Genomic DNA, 1,335 nt, shown 5'->3' on the forward strand with positions numbered 1-1,335 from the left:
CGCCGGTGAGGAGCCGGGCGCCGCTCTCCGCGTACCAGGCGGCCATCGGGGCGGCGACCTCGGCGGGCAGGGCGCCGGCCAGGGGGCGGTCCGCGGCCTCCACGACGGTGACCTCGCAGCCGGCGGCGCGGGCGGCGGTGGCGAACTCGGCGCCGATCCAGCCCGCTCCGACGACCACGACGGGGTGCCCCGCTTCGAGGACGGGACGCAGCCGGGCCGCGTCGTCGAGGGTGCGCAGCAGGTGGACGCCGGGGACGCCGTCGGAGCCGGGCAGGGCGACGGGTTCGGCGCCGGTGGCGAGGACCAGGACGTCATAGGGGACCGGGCCGTCGGAGGTATCCAGTTCGTGGGCGCCGGCGCGCACCCCGGTGACCTCGCAGCCCAGGCGCAGGGCGATGCCCAGCGCCTCGAAGTCGATGTCGAAGGCGGATTCCTCGGCCTTGCCGAGCAGCACCGCCTTGGACAGCGGGGGCCGGTCGTAGGGCTGGTGGGGTTCGGCGCCGATCAGGGTGACGGGGCCGGTGAAGCCCTGTTCCCGCAGGGCGACGGCGGTCTGCACACCCGCCATGCCCGCGCCCGCGACGACGACCCGGCGTTCCGTCCGTTCTGCCCGCTGCTGCTCGCTCACCCGTCCACCTTACGTAGCTGACCGGGCGTCAGGAAAGGGTGCCCCGTCCGGCCCCGGGGGACGGGGTTTAGGGTGGCCACCGACAAGACACGCGGGAGCCCGGGCGCACCGGGCTGAGAGGGAGGCTGGCGGCCTCCGACCGTACGAACCTGATCCGGGTCATGCCGGCGAAGGGAGGGGCTGGACGCCCATGCGCACCCATCCCACCGAAGGGTCCGACGTCCTCGTCATCGGGGGCGGCGTCATCGGTCTGGTGACCGCCTGGCGGGCCGCGCGGCGCGGCCTGTCCACCGCGCTCGCCGACCCGGAGCCGGGCGGCGGAGCGGCCCGGGTGGCGGCCGGGATGCTGGCCGCCGTCACCGAACTGCACTACGGCGAGGAGACGCTGCTCGGGCTGAACCTCGCCTCCGCCCGGCGCTATCCGTCGTTCGCGGCCGAACTGGAGGAGGCGAGCGGGCAGGACATCGGCTTCCGCGCCTGCGGCACCCTGGCCGTCGCGCTCGACGCCGACGACCGCGCCCATCTGCGCGAACTCCACGAGCTGCAACGCCGCTCGGGCCTGGAGTCGGAGTGGCTGACCGGGCGCGAGTGCCGCCGCCTGGAACCGATGCTCGCGCCGGGCGTGCGCGGCGGCCTCCGGGTGGACGGCGACCACCAGGTCGACCCGCGCCGCCTCGCCGCCGCGCTGCTCACCGCGTGCGAACGGG

The 1,335-nt window shown here is 76.0% G+C and carries 2 protein-coding genes and 1 riboswitch; of the genes, one reads left to right on the top strand and one right to left on the bottom strand.

The features are described from left to right. Positions 1 to 628, bottom strand: a 628-nt coding sequence (locus G3I41_RS01425) for an FAD/NAD(P)-binding oxidoreductase (protein WP_164398466.1), incomplete at its 3' end; no start/stop codon positions are given. Positions 629 to 709: 81 nt separating this feature from the next. Further along, a riboswitch (TPP riboswitch) is annotated at positions 710 to 821 on the top strand. On the opposite strand from G3I41_RS01425, the gene G3I41_RS01430 reads away from it, so the two are divergent. Further along, positions 819 to 1,335, top strand: a 517-nt coding sequence (locus G3I41_RS01430; RefSeq protein WP_164398467.1) for an FAD-dependent oxidoreductase, incomplete at its 3' end; no start/stop codon positions are given. (Overlaps the previous riboswitch by 3 nt.)

The organism is Streptomyces sp. SID9727 (assembly GCF_010550605.1).
Lineage (GTDB): Bacteria > Actinomycetota > Actinomycetes > Streptomycetales > Streptomycetaceae > Streptomyces.